At 56.8% G+C, this 21,930-nt stretch carries 13 protein-coding genes and 3 pseudogenes; 9 read left to right on the plus strand and 7 right to left on the minus strand.

Annotation, left to right across the window (positions count from 1 at the left end):
• Positions 1–596 (minus strand): IS256 family transposase (locus tag IWX62_RS15395; RefSeq protein ID WP_333483470.1); only part of this gene is annotated, 596 nt, incomplete at its 3' end.
• A gap of 126 nt (positions 597–722) precedes the next feature.
• Here IWX62_RS15395 and IWX62_RS16375 point away from each other — a divergent pair.
• The 3 genes and pseudogenes from IWX62_RS16375 to IWX62_RS15415 form a co-directional block, all read left to right on the plus strand.
• Positions 723–1,643: pseudogene (locus tag IWX62_RS16375) on the plus strand (Mu transposase domain-containing protein); the annotation flags it as partial.
• Positions 1,640–2,388: pseudogene (locus tag IWX62_RS15410) on the plus strand (ATP-binding protein). The pseudogenes IWX62_RS16375 and IWX62_RS15410, both read left to right, overlap by 4 nt.
• A gap of 232 nt (positions 2,389–2,620) precedes the next feature.
• Positions 2,621–3,565 carry a GT-D fold domain-containing glycosyltransferase gene (locus tag IWX62_RS15415; protein WP_196842301.1) on the plus strand — a complete coding sequence of 315 codons (945 nt, stop codon included), beginning with the start codon at positions 2,621–2,623 and terminating at the stop codon, positions 3,563–3,565.
• Positions 3,566–3,640: 75 nt separating this feature from the next.
• On the opposite strand, the gene IWX62_RS15420 is transcribed toward IWX62_RS15415, so the two are convergent.
• The 5 genes from IWX62_RS15420 to wecB form a co-directional block, all read right to left on the minus strand.
• Positions 3,641–4,693 (minus strand): XcbB/CpsF family capsular polysaccharide biosynthesis protein, encoded by a 1,053-nt coding sequence (locus IWX62_RS15420; RefSeq protein WP_196842302.1) that lies wholly within the window; start codon positions 4,691–4,693, stop codon positions 3,641–3,643.
• Positions 4,690–8,505, minus strand: coding sequence for a CDP-glycerol glycerophosphotransferase family protein (locus IWX62_RS15425; RefSeq protein ID WP_196842303.1), 3,816 nt, complete (start codon positions 8,503–8,505; stop codon positions 4,690–4,692). Before IWX62_RS15425 ends, IWX62_RS15420 begins: the two co-directional genes overlap by 4 nt.
• A gap of 45 nt (positions 8,506–8,550) precedes the next feature.
• A complete protein-coding gene (locus IWX62_RS15430) occupies positions 8,551–12,279 on the minus strand; it encodes a bifunctional glycosyltransferase/CDP-glycerol:glycerophosphate glycerophosphotransferase (protein WP_196842304.1) in 3,729 nt (1,242 codons plus the stop codon).
• A gap of 39 nt (positions 12,280–12,318) precedes the next feature.
• Positions 12,319–13,032: a phosphocholine cytidylyltransferase family protein gene (locus tag IWX62_RS15435; protein ID WP_196842305.1), complete on the minus strand. Its 714-nt coding sequence runs from the start codon at positions 13,030–13,032 to the stop codon at positions 12,319–12,321.
• Between the two features lie 152 nt (positions 13,033–13,184).
• Positions 13,185–14,339: a non-hydrolyzing UDP-N-acetylglucosamine 2-epimerase gene (gene wecB, locus IWX62_RS15440; RefSeq protein ID WP_442859274.1), complete on the minus strand. Its 1,155-nt coding sequence runs from the start codon at positions 14,337–14,339 to the stop codon at positions 13,185–13,187.
• 458 nt (positions 14,340–14,797) lie between these two features.
• Here wecB and thiL point away from each other — a divergent pair, with 458 nt between their 5' ends.
• The 6 genes and pseudogenes from thiL to IWX62_RS15465 all read left to right on the plus strand — a co-directional run.
• On the plus strand, positions 14,798–15,802 hold the full coding sequence (gene thiL / locus IWX62_RS15445; RefSeq protein WP_196842307.1) for a thiamine-phosphate kinase: 1,005 nt from the start codon (positions 14,798–14,800) through the stop codon (positions 15,800–15,802).
• Between the two features lie 10 nt (positions 15,803–15,812).
• Positions 15,813–16,772, plus strand: a complete 960-nt coding sequence (locus IWX62_RS15450) for a DAK2 domain-containing protein (protein ID WP_196842308.1) — start codon at positions 15,813–15,815, stop codon at positions 16,770–16,772.
• Positions 16,762–18,981 (plus strand): ATP-dependent DNA helicase RecG, encoded by a 2,220-nt coding sequence (locus IWX62_RS15455; RefSeq protein ID WP_196842309.1) that lies wholly within the window; start codon positions 16,762–16,764, stop codon positions 18,979–18,981. Before IWX62_RS15450 ends, IWX62_RS15455 begins: the two co-directional genes overlap by 11 nt.
• A gap of 92 nt (positions 18,982–19,073) precedes the next feature.
• The gene (locus IWX62_RS15460) at positions 19,074–20,693 is read left to right on the plus strand and encodes an HNH endonuclease signature motif containing protein (RefSeq protein WP_196842310.1); all 1,620 of its coding nucleotides are present in this window, start codon (positions 19,074–19,076) and stop codon (positions 20,691–20,693) included.
• 186 nt (positions 20,694–20,879) lie between these two features.
• Positions 20,880–21,305 (plus strand): DUF6270 domain-containing protein, encoded by a 426-nt coding sequence (locus IWX62_RS16480; RefSeq protein WP_442859273.1) that lies wholly within the window; start codon positions 20,880–20,882, stop codon positions 21,303–21,305.
• Positions 21,281–21,601, plus strand: a pseudogene (locus IWX62_RS15465) (DUF6270 domain-containing protein); the annotation flags it as partial. The gene IWX62_RS16480 and the pseudogene IWX62_RS15465, both read left to right, overlap by 25 nt.
• A gap of 81 nt (positions 21,602–21,682) precedes the next feature.
• On the opposite strand, the gene IWX62_RS15470 reads toward IWX62_RS15465, so the two are convergent.
• The coding region (locus IWX62_RS15470; protein ID WP_196842312.1) for a transposase at positions 21,683–21,930 on the minus strand (248 nt) is incomplete at its 5' end.

A 21,930-nucleotide genomic window follows, 5' to 3' on the forward strand; every position in this document is an offset into this window, starting at 1 on the left:
CCCTCCAGATCCACGCCGACAGCGATATGGGCGGCCTTGTTCTTCACCTGGTGCCCGTCACGGATTTTCACGACGATGGCGTCTAAATACAGGATTGGGTAGATCGGCTCCAGTGGCCGGGCTTGCCAGGCCATCACCTCGTCCAGGACCTCGTCGGTGATCTTGGAAATGGTCTCCCGCGACAGCTCGGTACCGATCGTTGATTCGAGGTGGTGGGCGATGTCCCGGACGGTCATCCCGCTGGCGTAAAGGCTGATGATCATTTCATCCAGGCCCCCGGTGCGCCGGGAGCCCTTAGGAACCAGTTGCGGCACGAAGGAACCGTTCCGGTCCCGCGGGACCGCCAAATCCACGTCCCCGGCAGTGGTCGAGACCGTCTTCGGGTAGGAACCATTCCGGGAGTTCGGTGCGAACCGACCCTCCGGGTCGCCCTTCTCGTAGCCCAGCTCCGCGGACAGCTCGGTCTGCAGGCCACGCTCCAAAACGGCTTTGATCATCTGGTTCAGAAACCCGTCCTTACCGTCGATCTGAAGCTGCCCGGAATCAATCTGCTCCATCAGCTCATCCATCGCGCCAGAGGCTTTCAACGCCTCCATACCGCTGGCCGCCGCGACCTTCGCCGCCAACGTCTCTGCGTTCTGTGATTCGTGTTCAGTCATCGTCACAATGATTCTCCAATCAATCAGTGACCGCATCCCTTACACAATCAATCTGACACCCTCAACCTGAAAACCGGGGTGATCTCCCACCCCCGCGAGGGAGAGGTCGTTCTCAACGACGCCTACCGCGAGATGGCGGCGCACTACTCGGCCGCGGTATTACCGGGCAGAGTTCGGGCTCCGAAAGACAAAGCGAGCGTTGAGAACACGGTCTCCCACGTCGCGACCTGGGTCATCGCGGGCTTCCGGCACGAGCAGTTCACGTCCCTGGCACAGTTGCGCATCCGGGTCTATGAGCAGATCGATGCCTATAACCGGCAACCGTTCCAGAAACGCGCCGGGTCCCGGCTGAGCGTCTTCACCACCGAGGAGAAGCCGCTCATGCAACCGCTGCCAGCGGCACCGTTCGAGATCAGCACGTGGTCTTACCGGCGCAAGGTGAACAAGAACGCACACGTGGTCTGGGCGAGGAACTTCTATTCCGTCCCTTTCAGCCACATCGGCTCTCTCGTTGACCTTCGCGTCACGGACACCATGCTGGAGATCTATCGGGCTGATGAGCGCCTGACCAGCCATCTGCTGCTGCCGGCAAGCACGCTGAATCAGTATCAGACGAACGACGCGGACCTGCCCGAGAGACGCAGTTGACAGGCCTGGGACCGGGCCCGGATTGGGGCCTGGGCAGCCCGGATGGGCCCGGCCACGGTGACGGTGATCGGCAAAATCTTCGAGGCAGCCTCCATCGAGGAAGCCGGCTACGACCCAGCCCTGGCGGTCCTGCGCCTGTCTCGTAAGTTCTACCCGGCCCGGGTGGAAGCGGCTTGTCAGCTCGCGCTGCGCGGGCAGATCCGATCCCCGCGCGACGCACATTTGCGGCCGATCCTCGACACTGGGCAAGACAAAACCGGTCACACCCCCGAACCGGAACCGGATGATGGCGGCTATGTCCGCGGCGGCGCCTACTACTCCGGAGGGACCCGTTGAGCGCGCTGGATGGAGAGACTAAACGCAAGCTCCGCGAGATGAACGCAGGCGAGTTGCTGGAGGCGATCGACACCCAGGAAGAGACCCTGTCGATCAGTTTGACGTTCGAGGAGCGGGTCCGGCTGGTCGTCGATGACGCCTACTCGACCTTCATGCATTCCAAGGTCGCCGGGTTGATCCGGCGGGCGGGGCTGCGTTATCCAAACGCGGATTTGCGCTGCATCGACCTGCTCGTCGAGCGCGATCTGAACTGGCAAGTGCTGACCCAGCTCGGCACCTGCTCGTTCGTGGCGCGGCAGCAGAACGTTGTCTTTCAGGGGTTCACCGGGTCGGGGAAGTCGTATCTGGGATGCGCGATTGGTAAACGCGCCTCCGAGCACCGCATCCGCGCCCACTCCGTGCGGATGCCTGACCTTGAGGAAGCCTGGATCGCCGCCCGAGACACCCCCGGCGGGGCCGGAAAGTTCCTGCGCAAATACGCTGCATTCACATTGCTCGTTATTGACGAGTGGTTGCTGGACCGGCCGACGGAATCGATGCGAGGCATGCTGCTGGAGCTGATGGAACGCCGCTACGGCGAAACGTCGACAGTGTTCTGCACCCAGTACTCGCAGAAGGACTGGCACCAGCGCCTCGGCTCGGTGTTCATGCGGACGCGATCATGGACCGGATCATCCACAACACGATCTGGGTCCAGACGGGCACCTACAACATGAGGGAGCACACCGCGCTGGCCAGCGCGTAATCGAGGGGAGAGCGTCAGTGGCTCCCAGCCACACCACTGGCGCTCTCCCGCACGATCGGTGGTGCTTAACCGCACGATTGGGTGGTGCTCAAAGCCTCAAATACTCAGCCGGGACCTTCCTTGGTCCTGGGAGGGGCCCGTGATGCACCCGGGTGGGCACCGTGCCTTCGTTTCGAAAGAGGCTTAGCGTGCCGGGGGTCAAGTGACCGCAGAATGCCTTAAGGTAGGTTAAATGATGGAACCTAGTGCGGGCGACCAAAATCCAACGCCGAGCGACTACGACCGACTTCTGCGTCTGATCGAAAGCCAGCACAGGATACTGGAGACCCAGTCGCGGAACATCGCACGGTTGCAATCCCAGTCATTGGAGCAATCAATGATGCTTGAGGTCCTCGGGCGTATCGAGCTAAGGGAGTTGCTAGTAGAGGTACGGTCGGTGATCCAGTCCCGGCAGTTGACGATGATGGAGACAATGAGCCAGTTGGTACAAGGCAAATCCATCGCTCGCTGGGGGGATGGAGAGGTGAAACTGATGCTGCAGCCTGAGTTTGACCTGATGTACCAAAAGTCGAATCCGTCGCTGGCCCAGGACCTCCGTGATCTCCTAACGAGCTACGAATCGTCGTCTGACCGCCTGCTTCTTGCGCTTCCAACGGTGTTCACAACGCGTCTGTGGATGGGAATATGGTCGGAAAATTGGTACGCGTTAGCTCCCCTTCTTCGCGCCTCGAAAGCCTTATGGGGAAACACCCATATTTCTCGTCCTCCCTTCTTCCAAAAGCATGGCGTCGACGCAGTCGCTGCGTGGCGCCGCGTCTGGGAAGGAAAACGCATCTGCGTTGTCGCTGGCCGGGGCTCCAGGTTTGAGCTCATCCCCGAACTTTTCGATAACGTCGACAGCGTGATTCGAGTGGATTCGGAACCGACCGATGCTTACGCGACGCTTCCCGAGCTGAAAAAGCGGCTCAGGGATGTCGGCGATGCGGATCTGTTCTTACTTGCCCTGGGCCCGTCTGGAACGGTGATGGCAGGATATCTCGCTTCTGAGGAAGGCGGCCGTCACCAGGCTATTGATATTGGCCACCTATCGTCCAGCTACGCCAATGTATTCAAGGGCGGCAAGATTCCAGAGCAACTTCCCCAAAAATCCAGCAATACGGCAGGACCACGGCCATAGAAATCACTAACCTAATGCCATACTCGTGGCCGCTATCGAATTTCCGACCCGCTGACCTTGACTGGTGAGCTGGGGCTACGGCACCAACCGTAATCCTGGCCTCAGGTCTTCATTCAAAAAAAAGATATTCATTAGCATAGTCGCAAGGTTGAGAGTTTTCGGACTAACGTCTGGATGGTCATTGATGCCGGGATGCCGGGAGTTAAAAAACGCTATCCGGTTCACGAGTGGCTCAGCTAGTATTTGGGTTACAGCCGAGTACTGCGGCGATCGTTCTGAATAAATAACGGAGCCGGCGGCCCGCGTGCCGGAACCGAAAGAGGTGTGATCGGAACAATTCTTAACCAATTCCGAAAAGACGACATCCTTCGACCGCTCAAAAATACCTCCCATCGTGAAGTGGGAATCGCGATATTTATGCACATAATAGGCATCCGACACAATCGGGTCTACAGCAATGAATCTGTACCCCCCGGTTATTCCATGAAACAGCGCCCCAGTGCCACCCTTTGATGCGCCATAAAGAATAACATTATCCGATGGTATTCCATGTTCAGTGCGAACACGGTTCAAAAGGTTCTGAACGCGAACTACATTTTGCGGATTTCTGTGGGTATTCAAGTAAAAGGCTCCCACCACACCTCCAATGTCAGCTATTCTCAACACTCCTGTGTCGTGCGGTATGTACTTCTGTGCCGAGCGAAAATTTTGCTCGAAGTACCGCATCATGCTTGTGTCGTAAATGCTCGTACTCATGGAGGAAAAAATTACCAGCAACTTTGGCACCGGGGAATCTGTTATTGGCGGTGTATATGAGTATATAAGTCCTTCTGGACCAACGGTGTATTCACCGTTCCTCACCCTATGCCACAACTTGGAAATGGTATGGTCTTTCACCAGTCGCGTGCTGGTATCAGTTTTCCGATATACATAAAAACCTTGCATAGCAAACTGCACGATTAGTTGCTTGACCGTTTCTTCTCGCCGGGCAATGTTTATGAGGGAATCGCCTTCCCGTCCGAACGAAGCATGATGAACTTCGCTATAGTCGATCCCTGCAGGCGCATCAATCAATCCCTGCAGTAATCCCTTAGCGTCTGTTTCTAGGCTAAGTTCAAGTTCCTTCATTTCCGGTCCCCCAAACTTTGCCCGAATGTAATAGAGGTGAATTTGTGCAGCGACTCTCTTTCGTACGAGAGGTAATCAAACGAGCGGTAATCAGACCATGAATCCAGGAATTTGGACATGCCGTTAGCAAGACCATCGATCGAATTCTCCACGAGTAGCCCGTAGCCATTCTCAAGCACGCTTCTTGGTCCCACTACGTCAGTGGAGATCACAGGCTTACCGAGGATTAGGGCCTCAAGAACAGCAAGCCCTTGGCCCTCGTAGTTTGAGGAGAAGACAAAACAGTCACCACGGCGTATGACGGGGAAAGGATTCAGTCGAAGACCTGCCAGCAACACCTTGGAAGACATCTCAAGGGAATTGATCTGCTTTTCCAATTGAACCCTTAACGGACCGTCACCGAGAATAATCAGTTTGATTTGGTCATTGTCCTCCGCCACTTTTGCGAAGCTGGCTATAAGCTTCGCATGGTCTTTCTCTGGCGAAAGACGCCCCGCTGTAACGAAAACTTTCGAACAGTTTCCCATCCAAGTTTCGATGTCCTCGGGTACAGGTTCCTTTGAAAGCGCAACCGTCTCGTCCGCGTTTACCAGGTTATTGCTGTACTCAAAACGATCTGAGTCCAGGTCGAACATGCCGGACAGCTTTTTTCTGTTCTCTTCAGCAACGCTTTTCGTCACAGAGATCAACGAATCATATTCACCATAAAGCCTGAACATCGATTCGAGATATTTAAATCTATGTCTCCATTCGCTATGCATGTCGTTGTGTAGGAAAATAGACTTCAGCGCGTTATCCCCCGGAGCGTTCGCGAAGAGCGCGGCCCAGAAGCGAGCGTAGCCCTCAAAACAAACCACAGCATCAAATTGCGCAGAACCAAACATCCGGCGAAACTCTCGGGCGAAGGCGGCCCGATATATACTCCACTGTTCTGAGCCAGCTACATGACCCTGTGAGTTGAACTTGTCGACTACCCAGCGTTCCTCAGCCCCGATGAGTTGACTGCCAACTCTCGGAAGCACCTTTACATGCCCGGGATTTTGCTCGAATTTTTCCCGTCTGCGTTCGTCGGTTGCGACCGCTCCGGGTTCCAAAGTTAGGAATACGGACACGTCATCCGGCTCAAGGTGGGAAACCAAATTGAGATAGGACGCGGTGATACCGTTGGGTATGAACGATCCCTGAAACATCAGTACATTTTTTCGCGTTAGTGTTTTCGGAGCTAACTCGAATTCAGCAGAATCAAAAAAGAAGAATTCCACGGCTCGTTTTGATGACTCTCCCTGCTCTAGGGAGACGTATTTATCGGCCGCTTCGCGGTAGGCAATAGTCGATTCTTCGTCGGAGGCTAGGGCTTCCGCAATCGAGTTCGGAAGCAGAGCTGCTTGCAAGCATAAGGACCCTGGCAGAGAGGAGATATCCAGGCATAGCCCCCTATCCGCCTCATACTCTGCAAGATCATATGCATAATAAATGATTGGACGCTGAGTCGCCATGAAGTCAAATGCTATACTCGAGTAATCGGTGATTAGAACATCGACAATTCCAAGGAGGTCATTCGTGTCGATATCTGCTGGCACAAGATGGTCAGTTATTCCGGCGTCGTTCAACTGCGCCTCTGTAACGGGATGACCGCGGAAAAGAAAACGTGAGCTACTTTTCGCCATAACCCGAATATCCCTGAGTAGACGATCGTTGTCGAGTTCCCTATTGCTCAGGGTGCCCCTCCACGTTGGGGCATAGAGCACTACCTTTTCACCCGGAGGTACGCCGAGCCGTGTGCGAAGTTCTTGGGCTTGTTCGCGCGGAAGATTGACAGTCGAATCGACACGAGGATATCCGGTTACGGCAACCTTGCCGGGATAGATCTCCGCTATGTCGTAAGTTTCCAGTAGTGACTGAGCGGTGAATTCGTTAGGTGCGAGAATATGTGTTGCATGGAGAAAGTTGCGGGTCGCGTTACGGTGTTCCATGAAACCGCCCTTGATGTCTTTTCCAAGCGTCTTCATCGGGGTTCCATGCCATGTATTTAGATACTTTTGCTCTGGTCGACGAGAAAAGTATGGCGGAAAAGTATTATTGTTGATAAGGAACTTCGCCGAGGCGAGGTATCGCATGTACAAATCACTGTCCCGCGCAACAAAAACGACGTTGGGCAGCCCCAACATTTCCGATGGTACCCGGGTACGGTCATTGAGAACCCAGACGTGGGTTAATTCGTTGAATCGATGGTCATTGCTGATCGATCGGAAAATGTTCAGAGGGTTGCAGCCGACAGAACTCCCATGGCTGCTCTCATAGAGAACAACATTGTCGAGTATCTTGAGCGTCTCAAGATACTCGACGTAGATGATTGACTGTTTGAGTGATTTGTCTTTGAAGTAGTTGGCGGTATCGACCCCATGGGGGCGTTTGAGCAATCTCGTCTCTAGATAGGCCGCCGTAGCGTCCTCGAATCTGCCCAGGCTTGCAAGTGTCGACCCCAACGAAAAGTACAACCGGGAGTCATGTTTTTCTGATCGCGCGACTGCCGCCTGCAGTGACGCCGCGGCAATAACTGGCAAGCCGTACTGCTGGGCTCGCAGGGCCAGGCTGGCGCATCGATCCGAAGATTGAGTAGCCTTGGCGACCTCGATTCCGGGAAGGAGCAGGGATTCGAGGTAGTCGCTTGACTTGCTTTGATCCGCTCGCGCTATTTGGGGCGAGAGCGGCGACCGAGCAAAAGCGGTGCAGGCTTCCTCGAACCGCCGTTCCTTCGTCAACACATATCCGAGGCGATAGGCCCAGTACTCATTTGGCTTAGGGGAAACTTCCAATGCAAAAGTATAGGCGTTGACTGCCTCCGACAGCCGGCCCAGACGCTCCAATGAAAACCCGAGACGGTAATGCCATCGCGGCTCGCTATGGTCAAGGGCTATAGCCGTCCGAATGGCGTTAGCCCCTGCTTCCCACTCATAACAACGCTGCAGGGCAAAACCCATGCGGTAGGCGAGTGTTGCATCGGTTGGATTGCGGCGTAATGTCTGGGCGTAGTGTTCTGCGGCGAGACGCCACTGCCCCTTCTTCTGAAAGAAGGCACCTACGCCGAATCGGTGAGCCTCGAGCATCTTGTCTGTTGACGTGGCCTGCTCGAAGAATCGCTGAGCGGGGTGGATCGATCCGGCACGTAGGTGAGCCCAGCCAGCCTTGAAGAGTAAGTCGGCATCGTGGGTCCCCAGGTCTGCTGCTGCCGAAAATTCTTCCGCCGCCTCTGCAAAGCGATTCATGAAGAAGAGGGCGTCGCCCAGAGTCGTAAGCCAGGCAGCATCCCTCTTGAAAAATGGTTTCCCTGAGGTAAGCAGATCTATCACTTGCCATTTAGGTGCTTTGTCCTCAAGGAGCAAGTCAAGCTTTGCGCGGTAGGAAAAACATATTTCTTCCTGTTCAGCCGATTCTATTTCAATCCGTCTGCGGCGCGTTTCCCGAACTGAGGTTAGTTTATGTTCCCATCGCTCATGGCCTGGTTCGAGTTTGAGCGCTTCCTGATACTGCTCCTCAGCAAGGGCATACATGTGCTGCCTCTCACGAACATATCCAAGCAAGAAATGCCATCGTCCCATATTCGGATTGACTTCGACGGCTGATGTTATGCGTCGCGCAGCGGCCTCGAAATTGCTCAGATGAAACTGGGCATGCCCGATCCGGTATTGAACCTCCGCTGCCAAGTGGCTATCCTCGCACTGCAGTTGCATGAACGCATCTGCCACAGCCGCCCAATCGTGAGTATTCTCCAGCTCACATGCTTCTTGAAATCTGGCCTGCCAGTTGGACATTCTGCTCCTGCTGATGTTTGTAGTGGGCTAGTCGATTGCGCCGTATTAGGAGCTGGAACCGGTCACCGATAGTACTGACTCCGATGACGCGCCTCCCTGCCAGATGGCGTCGAACACTCTGCTCGTCGCGTTCCCATCACACCGGGGCGCAAACTTTTCGACAAAAGCCGTATACGCAGTTGCGTACTTGCGTTCAACCACTGAGATTTTCTTGATGGCTTGAACAACTTCCTCAGTGGTGGACAGGAGCGGACCCGGAGCAAGCTCTTCAAGATCGAAATAAAAACCCCGGGTGGAGTCCCTGTATTGAGCGATGTCTGGAGTCAGGAAAAGAATCGGTTTACCCGTGACACAGAAATCAAACATGACAGAGGAGTAGTCGTTGACCAGGATGTCCGCGGCAATGTACAAGTCGTTGACTTCGGGATACTCGGTGACATCGACGACGAACTTGTTGGACGCCGTCTGTCTCTGGCTCGCTATGTTGTGGTGTCCCCTCAGGAGAAGCACATAGTCATCGCCGAGCTGATTCTGCGCTTTCTCAAAGTCGAGGTAGGTGACCATCTCATATTGTTTGGATGCATTTTTCCCGTCGTCCCGCCACGTTGGCGCGTACAGGATAGCGGTCTTATCGGCGGGGATACCGAGTTTCTCGCGTATTCCTGATCTAGTCTCGTCAATATCTGGCGAATTCAGCGAATCGTTGCGGGGGTACCCCTCAGAGACAACCGGGCCTTCAAAACCGAAGCAGTTGGCGAGGACCTCCGCGGCATAGTCGTTTTGCGCCAGCAGAGCATCCCAATAAGTTGCTTCACGCCACATCAGATTCCAGTAGGACAACGAGAAGTTGGTCGACGCTACGTCGTTTCCAAGTTTCTTGAGCGGTGTACCGTGCCAGGTTTGGATGTAGGTCTGCCCGGGTCGCTTGCGGAAATAGTACGGGAAATTATTGTTGTTGATCAGGGTGGCCGCCTCCGCAAGGAGTTCATACCAGCGTCGGGATCCGATGAGTACTGGCTGCGCGCCGTCGGGCACCGGAACCGAATAGTCAGCTATTGCCCAATACATGGGTTTCTCGACCTGCCGGCGTTGAAATTCCTCCAGAATCCTTCGTGTACTGTCTGTTGCCCGACGGCCGCCGAAACACATGAACAGGACAGAGTCCTGAAGCGGACGTTGATCTGCCTGAATCCCTTCGCGAAGCACCCGCTGGTTGTACCGTCCAATTTCGTCCGCCTCCAATGGAGGACGAAGATGAACAGTCAGTGCGCCGGCCACGGCGGTGCGGGTGATCCCGACCTCCAGGTTGGCGGCCTTGATCCGCAAGGGAAGCGCCTGCTGCAGGCTATTGTCCACTGGTATCCAATACGCCGCGGTGTCCTCAGCCTTCGGCGGTACATACCGGATGCTGTAGGCACCGGCTTCTGGCGCCAGATCATCTGACTGCCATTGACCAGGCGAAAGGGGAAAACGCGCGAAAAAGCGGTTGCTGCCACTGTTCGCGCGTACATCTAGCGCCACGTCCTCAGCTGCAATCACGGCTTTGCCGCTGGAGAGGATGAGCCGTGGAAGGTGCAGCGCGGTAAAGTCTGCCGTTCCTTCAAGGAGGATCGACCGCTCGTCCGTCGAAATGGAGATGTTGTCGGCAATAATCCGGAACTTACGTTCTTCAAATCTGAGGTAACCGTATCCCGTCAGTCTCGCTCGAAGGCGGCGGCGCGAATCTACGCTACCACCCAGTGCGTCCGAATCACCGTCCCAGGCTATTGGCTGAGGCGATTTGTATCCGCTGTCCAGCAAGACTTGCCACTGATGCTCGGCCCGCGGCGCAGCATCCGCACTGAGGCGAGGGAATACGATCTCGTAGTCTGCGGTGTCACCACGGACATCCACGCACGTCGCGGTTCTACGGAGTCCGAGCTTCGAGCATTCCACGATGATCTTTGCGGCTAGCGGCGCCGAGTGTGCGTTAACGGTTAGGCGCAACGTCCGCCCATCAAGCTCGATGCTGGAAGCGGTGTAAGTGGGAGCCACCCGCACAAAAGTCAGGCCTTCGGCGGGCCGAAACTCCACCGCCAGCCGTGTGTTGTTCATCATTTGAGCGATCGGCAATGTTCCAGTGGCCCCAGCAAGGTCTCTTTTGAGGATGCTGCCTTCCAGCTCCCGATCAAAAGCCTTTAGCCTTATTCGTACGGACCAGGTTCCTATGTCAGGGGCATGGCCTTCGAGAAGCTGGTGGTAGTTGATGACGGCGCTAAAGCCGCTTGCAGCATAACTGGTCCAGTTATCGTTTGCTTCCCAATCGATCCGGTGATCCTGATGTCGCTTAATGTCGAGGGGGATAACAGAGCTGCCGTGTTGGTCAACCAGAAACGCTTCGATCTGAAGGTCGCCAGCCAGCGGGTCTACAGAGGATATGTAGGCAAACCCGCCGATTTCAAGGCGTCCGTCCTCAATCCAATTGAACTGATTGAGGACGCTGACCAACCGTAGATCAACCGGTTGGCACACCAGAAGGGATCTGGCGGGGCGGTCATGGAGCTCATCCAGATACGCAGGCACGGCAACAAGTTCGCCGTCTTCATAACGAGTTGCAAAGCTGGAGCCGAGGTCGCTTCGAGAAACGCAGATAGCTGTTGCATCGTGCCGGTTCTGCCCTAGGACTGCGGCCAGGATCAGTCGGTTGTGGAGACGGATTTCTTCCCAATGAAGAAGCTCAGCAGAACCGAGACGACCGACACCCTCAATGATGCTTTCCCAGTAAGCGTCATTGCCGCGCGGAATGACCTCGTAGTAGGGGAACAGTGCTTCACCCAGCTCGTAGGTAATCCATTGCCTGTAAAGCGATATCGATATTTCATCACGAAACAGTTGATCAAGAGCAAGGGTGCGATCAACACGCTCTACGACATCCGCCAGGCTGCAAAGCTCTTCACGGGAGGGCTGAATGGCACCTACGTCGCCAGTCACGTTGCACAGGTTGTTCCCCACAAGGCTGAAGGTGCTGGCCCGGACATACGCTGTTTGCAACACTTGATGCTGCCAATGTTTGCCCGCGGTGGGAATCGCTGAAAGTTCATTGACCCAGAATGTGCGAGTAAAAACTTTGTTGCTAAGGAATCCGTCCTGGAGCAGTTCAGGGATTTCCTCGATGGACGTAGCATGCGAGGAACTGGTGTGTAGTGCGGTCTGAGCTGCCCCTACGACAAATTTCGAGCCCTTTCGGAGTCCAACGGTTCCCGCGGCGAAATCTGACTCATTCTCCCTCAGGGCATTGACAACACACCTGAGCCCGTCATCCTTGAGCACATCTCCAGCAGTCAACATCAGCAGCAACGGCGCCTTCGACATCGCGACACCATACTCAAATGCCGCCCCATAGGAGGGGGCAGACACCGCATGGAAATGAATTCTGTGATCGCGCGTCGCATACTGTTCGGCGACGATCTGCGCAATGGAGCCAGGGGTGATATCCACGATGTGAATCTCCAGCGACCCAAAACTCTGGCTAACTAGATTGCGGAGCGTGGAGGCGACGTCTTGTTGTGGTTGAGTGACTGCCACAACGATTGCGAGACGTGGCGGTCCAAGGGGGATACCCGGCATTCCCTGCCCTGTCACTGCCCGCGTCACCTTGGCTGTATCGGCCGGGTGAAGTGCAGAGCGCAGTTTTTTCCGTTGTTCCGGCGGCAGTGTGCGCCATATTCGACGTAACTGGAATTCTGCGCCGTGACGAAGGTGATCGATCAGTATCGGTTTGTTCCGGCCTGGCATCTTGGTGAATTCCCTCTTGAAGTCAGTTGCGACAGAAACCTAGGCGTGGCTGAACTCGGTATTCAACTCGTCATTAGCGCGGTCCAGGTCATCTGCGAAGTCGACCTCGACGGCGTAAAATGCGCTAATGTCCACGGGCGTGTACTGGACTTGGTCCTTCGCAATGGTCAGTTCCATACCGCGTTCGAAGTAGTCCTGGTCACCAACCTGCGCTAGTCGCTTGATCAGCTTTTTCTTGTCTTTGGAAGAGATATAATTGATTCCAACGGCTTCACCCAGCGCATTTTCTACTGACTTGGATAACTGGTTGATGAATCCATTTTCATCTACCGTGTACTTGACTTCTTCATCGCTAACGGAAGACATGTCGACCGAGACGAAGGAGATGTCCTTCTTGATGAATGGCCTCAAATACTTCATGATCTCCGGGTCGAAAACGACGTCCCCGTTCATCCACAAAACTCCGCCTTTAGTAGAATTTCGGAGCGCCTTAAGAAGGCTTTTGGATGTGTTGGTCTGATCGTATGCCTCATTGTAAATAAACGATGCGTTCGGCATGTGCTCAAGTATCATTTCCAGCTTGTAGCCCACAACCACTGAAAGCCGCAGTTTCTTGCCGAACTCGGACTCAACATTTTGGACTTGCTGCTGCATAATCGTCCGCCCGTCCCGAAGCTCGGTCATGGGCTTCGGATGAGGGCGGGCCAGGCGGGTACCCATACCTGCGGCGAGAATCACTACTTGTGCGGTCATTGTTATTTCCTGTCACTTTGGGGAGCTTACGAGAGAGGGACAGAATCAATCACAATTGTCCGATTGTGAGACATCTTCGTCACACCTGTCTCCAGCGGCGTCCCCATGTAGAGAGTACACGCATATGCCACTAGCCAAGTATTGGATGAAGACTACTCGTTCATTCCGGCCCGGTCACTTGGGAGGAAATCCGGCATTCGTCGCCCGGTCCCGAACAGTTCCGACAGGGCCGCGACGACCCGAGCTGCTGCGTGTCCATCGCCGTAGGGGTTCAGTCTCGAAGCCATCCGCGCGTGTCGTTCTGGGTCGTGTAGGAGGGCGATCACCTCTTCGACAATTCTTTCCTCCTGGGCGCCAATCAGTTGGACTGTATGGGCTGTGACTGCCTCGGGTCGTTCTGTATTGTCGCGCATCACTAGCACCGGTATGCCGAGGCTGGGGGCCTCTTCCTGTACTCCACCCGAGTCAGTCAGTACAAGATGCGCTATTGACAACAGGCGGGTGAATTCCCCATAGTCCAGAGGCTCAATGACCAGCACATTGGATTTACTCACAAGCGCAGGTAGGAGTGCGTCGCGCACCACCGGATTCAGATGGACTGGAAGGACAATCGTGACATCGGGCTCTCTATCAGCGATGCGTGCAATCGCTCTGCCCATACCGCGCATCGTGGCCCCCTGATTTTCCCTCCGGTGCGTGGTGACGACTAATATGCGTTCGCCTGAAGAAGCTGCAGCCTCCAGCCTCGAATCAGTGAAGGGGATTTGCTTCTGGATTGTCTGGAGAAGTGCGTCGATTACTGTGTTGCCGGTGACGACAATGTCCTGCCCAGGCACTTTCTCGGCGAGCAGGTTTGATTTGCTAGTGGCGGTCGGGGCCAGGTGGAGGCTGGCAATCTGGGAGGTGATCTTGCGGTTTACTTCCTCGGGGAAAGGCGACAGCCTGTTTCCTGATCGGAGCCCGGCTTCTACATGGACTACTGGGATGCCACGATTAAATGCCGCGATTGCCGCGGCAGTGGAGGTGGTGGTGTCGCCTTGCACCAGGACGGCGTCGGGAGCATTTTCGTTGAAGAGAAGGTCCAGTCCCTCTACAGTTTTGGACAAAATGGAGTTTAGGGTTTGTCCGTGTTGGAGTATCGCAAGATCGTTCTCCGGGATGATTCCAAAAAGGCCATTCACCTGATCCAACATCGCGCGATGTTGACCCGTCACGGTCACGACACACTCAAATTTTTCTGAAGCTTTGAGAGCCTTGACAATCGGCGCCATTTTGATGGCCTCAGGTCTTGTTCCATAAATCAACATGATGATGGGCAAAATGTTCCGCGAGTCCTTCAAATCTTGGCCGGTCAAAACTATCCGAATAACACTAAGGCAATGATTATGCCGGGAATCAACAAAGCAACAGCTAGCGTCATGCCGAACGCAATGGTCTTCTTGCGTCGATAAGAGCTGATGTTGGGTTGTGATGTCCGAGATTGTTCCGGGATGGTCGAGTGTGAGCTCTCGACATGAGGATCGGCCATAACGGGGTTGGTGACGGGATAAGGGACACGTCCGTTACCAAGATGACGCGCTGCTGGGAGATGAAACCTCGTTGAAATGCTCACCAAACTTCGCTCCTTGCGTCGGACTGCCAGATCAACCAATCAAATTCCGTTCCACTATAGTGCCCGGGCGGATCCTGCTCGGCGCCGGGTATGGGTTGTCGGAATCACGCGGGTGACGGAACAGTTGTCGGCGCGAACCCGTACCGTGGAAGGATGTCCCTTACCGTCGCTGATCTTAGTGAAGCCAGCCTCCTCCAGCGAATCTTCCCTCGCATCGTTGCGGCCTCAGATGCTCTTGTAGGGCCTGGCGATGACGCCGCTGTCCTGACGGCGGCCGATGGACGGGCTGTGATCTCTATCGACACGATGGTCGAGGACATGGACTTCAGACTTGAACGCTCGAACGGACATGTCACCACCGGATATGACGTCGGCTGGAAATCTGCTGCGCAGAACTTGAGCGACATGAACGCTATGGGTGCGCGGGCTACTGCAATGGTTGTCAGTCTCACCCTTCCGGGCCGGACCGAGGTGAAGTGGGTAGAGCAGTTGTCAGATGGTATCTCTACTGCGATCGCGGAACTGGGGGGCGACGGATGTGGCGTCGTCGGCGGTGACTTGGGAGGTGGGCGGGAGATTGTTGTGACAGCGGCCATAACCGGATCCCTTGATGGGGGCGAGCCTGTCTTGCGGTCAGGGGCACAAGCGGGTGATGTCGTCGCGCTCGCTGGAACTGTGGGATTCGCGGCGGCGGGCTTGGCGATCATGGAGTCTGAACATTCCGTCGGCTCGCTCGATCAAGAGCTAGTTAGGCTTGTCGACATCCAAAAACGGCCCAGGCCCCCGCTCCAAGCTGGACCCGCTGCGGCAAGGGCGGGAGCGACAGCCATGCTCGATGTGTCTGACGGACTAATAAGGGATGCCGGTCGCCTGGCGCAAGCCAGTTCGGTGAGGATCGAGCTGGATCGAGACGCTCTGGACCGGTTAGCTGATCCGCTGCGTGGAGCAGGCAGGTTCCTCGGTGTTGACGCGATGGACTGGGTGCTGGGTGGGGGAGAGGACTATTCCCTACTTGCTACCTTTTCACGCACCGCTGCTCTCCCCGACGGGTTCGCTGCGGTAGGCTCGGTATGTGCCGGATTGCCCGGCGTGACCGCAGCGTCGCAGTCACCCGCCAACGTGGGATGGGATCACTTTGCAGACAAAGATCACCGCTAACGCAGCCGCGATGAAGCGATGGTTGAGCAAGGCTGAAGAGTCCCTGGGCAACCACAGCGACCGCCTCAACGCCATCAACATCTTCCCGGTGGCCGACGGCGACACCGGCACCAACCTGTACCTCACCGTTCGCGCCGCTTCCCAGACAGCCAATGCGACAGACACCACGGACCTCGGCGAACTACTGAGGATTGCCGGCCAGGCCGCCATGGAGGACGCACGCGGTAACTCAGGCACCCTCTTCGCGGTCTTCCTCGCAGCCGTTGCCGAACCGCTCCACCACCACACCCGACTCTCAGGCCCCCTGCTCGCCACGGCATTGCAGCGAGCCCAGATCCGCAGCTGGTCAGCCCTCAGCGACCCAGTACCCGGCACCATGCTGTCCGTGCTCGAGGCAACAGCGCGCGGCGCAGCGATGGCAGACGGCGCCCAGAACGGCGACGACAGCAACCACGCACTCGCCGTCACCCTCCAGGCCGCCGTCGAAGCCGCCCTGGAAGCGGTGATCCAGACCGAAAGCCAACTCGGCGTTCTCACCAAGGCAAAGGTCGTCGACGCCGGGGGAGTGGGATTCCTCCTCATCCTCGACGCGCTCCGTGCCGCGTCCCTCGGTGAGGAGTTGCAGGACGAGCTACTCGACGGACTCCACGGGTACGACATTCAGGCACCCCACATCCACAACGGCGGCGACGCCGACGGCGTCGAAGTCATGTGCACCATCAACCTCAGCCCCCTCGACGCCGCAACCCTGCGGCTTCACCTGGACGAGCTCGGCGACTCAGTCATCATGAGCGCCGTCACCGAGGTCGACGAGGGTTACCGCTGGCGAGTCCACGTCCACGTGCCAACCCCCGAACCGGCGTTGAAACTGATCCAGGAAGCCGGCCATCCGACCAACGTGTCAGTGACCCAGCTGGCATCACCACGCACACCACAGCTCAGCGAAGCCCAAGAGGCCAGTGGACAATAACAGCACGACGGAACTCAACGTGCCCCTCGACGGGCTGCTCGGGCCCAAGGCGGCCAAGCTGTTTGGTGATCACCTCAACCTTCATACAATTGGCCATCTCCTCAACCATGTCCCGCGCACCTATTTCAAGCGCGGCGAGCTGACTCCCGTCAGCAGCGTTCCGCTGGGCGAGGACGTCACCCTGATCGCCCGGGTGCAGTCTGCCAATAAAAGGAATATGCAGACTCGCAAGGGTTTCCTGTGCGAAGTGGTCATTACCGACGACGACGACGGACGCCTCGGGAGTCTCAGCCTCACCTTCTTTAACGGCCATAATGCGCACAGGGAGCTGCGCCCCGGCGTGCAGGCCATGTTCCATGGCAAGGTCACCGCCTATAAAGGGCGACTGACACTCACCAACCCCGGGTACTCTCTGCTTGACGAGGACGAGATGGTAAACCCGGCGCTCCTCCAGGAGCCCATACCGGTGTACCCGGCGGCGGCGAAGGTGGAAAGCAAGGAGATCCAGAAGGCTGTCGGGAAGCTGCTCGATAGTCTGGTGCATTCCCAGCTCAATGATCCGGTGCCGCCTGAGATCGCTCGCCGCGACAAGCTGATGAACGTCACTCAGGCCTACGAGTTGATCCACCGCCCGCACGTCATCGAAGATACCTATCGTGCCAAACACCGGTTGCGCTATCAGGAGGCGCTGGTGCTCCAAACCGCACTGGCCCGACGTCGGGCACTGACGTCGCAGGAGGAGGCGACATCCCGTCCGTTCAGGTCGGGCGGCCTGCTCGACCAATTCGACGCTAAGCTACCCTTCACCCTGACCGATGGACAGAAGACAATGGGGGAGACGCTGGGCGATGAGCTGGCTTCGCCCCATCCGATGAATCGGCTGCTTCAGGGTGAGGTGGGTTCGGGCAAGACATTGGTTGCGTTGCGCGCGATGCTCCAAGTCATTGATGCCGGCGGCCAGGCCGCGCTGTTGGCGCCTACCGAGGTGCTGGCTGCCCAACATCTGCAATCGATTACCCGAACGCTGGGTCCGTTGGCGATGGGTGGAATGCTGGGAGGTGCGGCGGACGGCACCAAGGTGGTGCTGTTGACCGGGTCCATGAGCACTGCGCAGCGTAAGCAGGCAATGCTTGATGCGGCCACCGGTGACGCAGGCATCGTGATTGGCACGCATGCGCTGCTGTCGGACAATGTGAGCTTCTTCGATCTGGGGCTCATCGTCGTGGATGAACAGCACCGGTTCGGCGTCGAGCAACGGGATGTGTTGCGGTCCAAGGCGACCAATTCGCCCCACGTGTTGGTGATGACGGCAACGCCTATTCCCCGCACCGTTGCGATGACGGTGTTTGGCGATCTGGATGTATCAACGATGACCGAGCTACCCGCCGGCAGGGCGCCAATCACCACCCATGAGGTGGGTCTGACCGAGCATCCGGCCTGGATTCAGCGGATTTGGGCGCGTGCTCGGGAAGAGATCGACGCCGGCCGCCAGGTGTATGTGGTGTGTCCCAAGATTGGCGACCAGGAAGAGGAATCGACTGCGCTGGAGCTCTATTCGCCGGATGCGGTGGGGGCAGCCCGTGCGCCTCAGCAGGAACTGACGTCGGTTAACGAGTTGTTTGAGACTCTTCAGGAGTTGCCGGTTCTTGCGGGTGTGTCGCTTGGGCTGTTGCATGGGCGGTTGGATCCTGTTGAGAAATTAGCAACCATGGCTCGCTTCAATGACGGAAGCGTCCAGTTGCTGGTCTCGACCACGGTGATCGAGGTAGGGGTGGACGTTCACAATGCCACGATGATGGTGATCATGGATGCTGATCGGTTCGGTATTTCGCAACTGCATCAGCTGCGTGGTCGGGTTGGTCGTGGTGGACATCCCGGAACCTGTCTTCTGGTGACGCAGCTCGATCCGGATCACCCCAGCAGGGAGAGGTTGGCTGCTGTTGCGTCGACCACCGATGGGTTTGAGCTGTCGCAGAAGGACCTGGAGCTGAGGCGTGAGGGCAATATCCTTGGTGCTTCGCAGTCCGGCGGCCGGTCTTCGTTGAAGTTCCTGCGGGTGGTCAAAGATGCGGCGATCATCGAGAAGGCCCGTGAGGATGCTCAGCAGATTGTGAAGGACGATCTGGATCTGGTGGATCATCCGGAGCTGGCTGAGGCTTTGGAGATTTATCTGAATCCTGTGAAGGAAGCGTATTTGGAGCGGGGTTAGGTTCCTGTAGGTGTGGATAACTCAGGCGACTTGTCCTCCACTTTCGTCTTTTCTGCTGGTGGGTTCGAAGGTGTGTTCGATAAAATTGGTGTATGGCCATCACCGAGTTTGAGCAGCACCCCGATACCGCGGGACATCTTGCGTGGTTGGATGCTGAGTTGGCGGGGGTTGCTGGGTCGTTTGGTGCGGAGAGTTTGTTGATGCCGACCCGTGAACTCGCGGCGATCACGGTTGCTATTGAGCAGGTCGCGAGGACTGCTGAGCAGTTGCAGTTGATTGCGGCTCATGCGGTGGAACACCAGAACGTCGCTGTGGTCGGTGAGTCCGATCAACGGTTGATCCTCGCCGGCAACGGGAACGGTGACGGGTCATCAGATAAGGGCGCGTTGAATCGGACGGGGTGTCGGGATAACGCTGAGTATCTGCGTAATACGTTGCGGGTGAGTAAGAGTGAGGCGAAGCGGCGTATCCGGTTATCGGGTCAGGTGTTGGCGTCGGTGCAACTCAACGGCCAACCGGTTGCCCCCAGGCTGGGGTATTTGGGGGCGGCGGTCGCCCGGTCTGAGGTGTCTAGTTTGGCGGCGACGTTGATCAGTGCGGCTCTTGATCGGGTGCGGCCGTTCGCCACGGGTGATCAGGTGGAGGCGATGGAGGCGAATCTGACCCGTCAGGCGGCGGAGTCGGATGTGGATGTGCTGAGGGTGGTGATCAAGCGGTGGGAGGACCTGCTTAACCCTGACGGCAATGAGCCGTCGGAGGAGGTGCTGCGTGCCCGTCAGGGAGTGTTCCTGCGGGGTAAGAGGCATGGGCTGCATTTCATTGAGATTTCTGCGACGGATGAGCAGTATGAGGATCTGGTGACGGTGATGCAGGTGGCCACCAACCCGAGAACCCGTGCCGGACTCACCGCAGCTGAAGCCGAGCAACTCTCAGCTTCCGGGACCGGGAACCCGCGAGACATCAACGGATCCGCTGTCTCGGATGCCCATGCTTGTTCAGCAACCCGGGACCACCCTGCTGTTAGGGCCCACCCTACTGTTCGGGACCAGTCGGCGGCTGATGGGCCGGGTATGAGCTCGGGCGTGGATTCGGGTGTGGACTTGGGTGGGGGTTTGGGGGTGGATGTGGATCGGTCGACGTGGGCTCAGCAGTTACTTGATGGTTTGGTCGGTGCGTGCCGGGTCGCTTTGGCCGGTGGCAAGCTTTCGGATGTTGGCGGGTTGCGGCCGCAGGTGTTGGTCACGATCGATTACAAGGATCTGGTGGCCGAGGTGGGCAGGGCCGGTACGGCAGCGTTTGGCGGGTTACTGGGTGCTCGGTCTATTCGGCGGATCGCTTGTGATGCGGAGGTGCTTCCGGTGGTGTTGGGAACCAAAGGCCAGATCCTGGAGGTAGGAAAGCCTCGCCGATTGTTTCCTCCGAGCATGCGAAAAGCGCTGACGGCCAGGGATGGTGGGTGCGCGTTCCCGGACTGCATGATGCCCTTACCCTGGACCGAGGCGCATCACATCATTCCCTGGAGCAGGGGTGGGCCCACCACCACCGACAACGGTGTCCTCCTGTGTATCAGGCATCATCATCTGCTTCACCAAGAGGAGTGGACCATCCAGGTCAAAGACCGGGTTCCATGGTTCGTCCCGCCCCCGTATATCGACCCAGCCCAAAGACCACGCCAGAACTATTTTCATCGGAACCGAACCCCCCTGCGCTGATTGCGATTATCAGCTCAATCAGGCGCTCGCCCAAAATGGCGGCGTAGGCTCACTTCGTTGCCGGGGGTTTGCAGCCGACGAATCACCGCCAGGCCACTGAAGCCGCCGGGTCAAGGGCAAGTAAAAAATGTGTCGTTCAAGTGCTGACCGATATGATTGGGGCTTTGATGCCAAACTGGGAGAAGCATGCCTCGTGTACTGATCTTTGGTAGTTGTGTGTGGAGAGATGCGTTTAAACGGCTAGATGGAAGCTTCAACTTAGTAGAGTACGTAGCTCGACAATCGGTCATCAGTTCTGCATCCGCTCCGACAAAGCTACTGGGGACCGGAAACCTCACATCCGCGTTCCAGATTAGGTCCGTGCGGAACGACCACCGATCGTCTCTTTTCGCCGAATTATCAAGCGCCGCTGTCACAACAGATTTATTGCTGATGGACCTGGTTGACGAGCGTCTAGGCGTTGTAAATCTGTCGGACGATACTTGGGTCACCTACTCAGCAGAATTGGTTCGGAGCGGTGCCCTCGACTCGCTTCCAGAACATCCGACAGTTCTGAAATTCGGGACTGACAGACATTTTTTTTTGCTTGGCGACGCGCCGTCGGGCGGCTGATGGCCCGGCTGGAGTTGCTCGGGATCAAGGAAAAGGCACTTGTCCTCCAAACACCATGGGCGGCGCAAACCGAGGATGGTGGGCACACCCCACCCTTCCGCGGTAAGTCCGCGGAGGAGATGAACGACCTCTATGACCGCTATTACGACCACCTGAAAATGTCCGGGATGAGAATGGCGAAATTGCCGGAAGAACATGTTATCTGTCCAACCGATCACCAATGGGGAACAGCTGCGTACCATTACATTGAACCGGCGTATAGCTGGATGTGCGACCAAATTAGGGCGGCCGTGTAACGACCCTTTAGGCAACATCCGAAGGGTTACGTCCCGCTGAGTGGTGGAGTTTTCTCGACACCGTGCGGGTCAGTTCCTTGATTATGCTGCAGTAAGTTCGGGAAGCAAAACCGTCTCCTTGATCGGTGTGGCGGCGGTCGCGTTCATGGTGGTGAGTTCGGCCATGGACGCCTCGGAGAGGTAGCGTCGGTCGCCGGCTTCCCATTCGTCGTGCTGCTCGACGAGGACCGCGCCGGCGAGCCGTAGGAGCGCTGCGGGGTTGGGGAAGACACCGACGACGTCGGTGCGGCGTTTGATCTCTTTGTTCACTCGTTCCATCGGGTTGGTGG

Origin of the sequence: Arthrobacter sp. CAN_A1, assembly GCF_015751665.1 — a bacterium.
Lineage (GTDB): Bacteria > Actinomycetota > Actinomycetes > Actinomycetales > Micrococcaceae > Arthrobacter_D.

What these genes read in the sequence shown, in the direction of transcription:
- IWX62_RS15420 (WP_196842302.1), bottom strand. Translation starts at nt 4,693, where the DNA reads ATGAAGGAACTTGAACTTAGCCTAGAAACAGACGCTAAGGGATTACTG.
- IWX62_RS15425 (WP_196842303.1), bottom strand. Translation starts at nt 8,505, where the DNA reads ATGTCCAACTGGCAGGCCAGATTTCAAGAAGCATGTGAGCTGGAGAAT.
- IWX62_RS15460 (WP_196842310.1), top strand. Translation starts at nt 19,074, where the DNA reads ATGGCCATCACCGAGTTTGAGCAGCACCCCGATACCGCGGGACATCTT.
- IWX62_RS15450 (WP_196842308.1), top strand. Translation starts at nt 15,813, where the DNA reads ATGAAGCGATGGTTGAGCAAGGCTGAAGAGTCCCTGGGCAACCACAGC.
- thiL (WP_196842307.1), top strand. Translation starts at nt 14,798, where the DNA reads ATGTCCCTTACCGTCGCTGATCTTAGTGAAGCCAGCCTCCTCCAGCGA.
- IWX62_RS16480 (WP_442859273.1), top strand. Translation starts at nt 20,880, where the DNA reads ATGCCTCGTGTACTGATCTTTGGTAGTTGTGTGTGGAGAGATGCGTTT.
- wecB (WP_442859274.1), bottom strand. Translation starts at nt 14,339, where the DNA reads ATGTTGATTTATGGAACAAGACCTGAGGCCATCAAAATGGCGCCGATT.
- IWX62_RS15435 (WP_196842305.1), bottom strand. Translation starts at nt 13,032, where the DNA reads ATGACCGCACAAGTAGTGATTCTCGCCGCAGGTATGGGTACCCGCCTG.
- IWX62_RS15415 (WP_196842301.1), top strand. Translation starts at nt 2,621, where the DNA reads ATGATGGAACCTAGTGCGGGCGACCAAAATCCAACGCCGAGCGACTAC.
- IWX62_RS15430 (WP_196842304.1), bottom strand. Translation starts at nt 12,279, where the DNA reads ATGCCAGGCCGGAACAAACCGATACTGATCGATCACCTTCGTCACGGC.